Source organism: Bradyrhizobium sp. WSM4873 (assembly GCF_055811355.1).
In genome coordinates this window covers 1-901 of record NZ_JBVVPS010000103.1, presented here as the reverse complement: position 1 = coordinate 901, position 901 = coordinate 1, and the positions used below count along the sequence as shown (strand labels likewise).

Genomic DNA, 901 nt, shown 5'->3' with positions numbered 1-901 from the left:
AGGGCGCTGCCCAACGCGTCGCCGGTTGCCGTCGCGTCCGGCACGACGCCAGGGCAGGGGATCAGGAGCCGGCTCTTCACGAAATATGTCGCGCTGTTCGTGGCTGTCGTCGCGATCGCGCTGCTGGCCAACGGGCTGTTCGAGGTCCTTTTCTACTATCGCGAGCACAAGGCCGCGCTGATCCGGGTTCAGCATGAACAGGCGGAGGCGGCCGCGGCCAAGATCGGTCAGTTCGTCAAGGAGATCGAGAGCCAGCTCGGCTGGACCACGCAGCTGCCCTGGTCAGCGGGCTCGATCGAGCAGCGCCGGTTCGATGCGCTGCGGCTGCTGCGCCAGGTCCCTGCGGTCACCGAGCTCGCCCAGGTCGATGCGACCGGCAGGGAGCGGCTGCGGGTCTCGCGGCTCGCCATGGACGCGATCGACAGCGGGATCGACCTGTCGGACGATCCGAAGTTCACCGAGGCGGTCGCGCACAAGGTTTTTTACGGTCCGGTCTATTTCCGCAGGGAATCCGAGCCGTACATGACCCTGGCGCAGGCCGGGTCGCGCAAGGATGCCGGCGTCAGTATCGCGGAGGTCAATCTCAAGCTGATCTGGGACGTCGTGTCCCAGATCAAGGTCGGCGAGCACGGACATGCCTATGTAGTCGGTCCGGAGGGACGCCTGATCGCGCACCCCGATATCAGCCTGGTCCTGCGCAACACCGATATGTCTGGTCTCAGCCAGGTGCGCGCCGCGCTTGCCGGAGGCAGCGCCACGCTCGACGCGCTTTCCGAAGCGCGCAATCTCCAGGGACGGAAGGTGCTGACCGCGTCGGCCCCCATCGCGCCGCTGCACTGGACCATGTTCGTCGAGCTCCCCGTCGAGGAGGCCTATGCGGCGCTCTATGCCGCGTTGGAAC

Annotated in this window: 1 protein-coding gene; it reads left to right on the top strand. The window is 66.6% G+C overall.

Annotated elements, in window-relative coordinates; genetic code table 11:
* Positions 1–901, top strand: a 901-nt coding sequence (locus AC0L21_RS37920; protein WP_473267084.1) for a cache domain-containing protein, incomplete at both ends; no start/stop codon positions are given.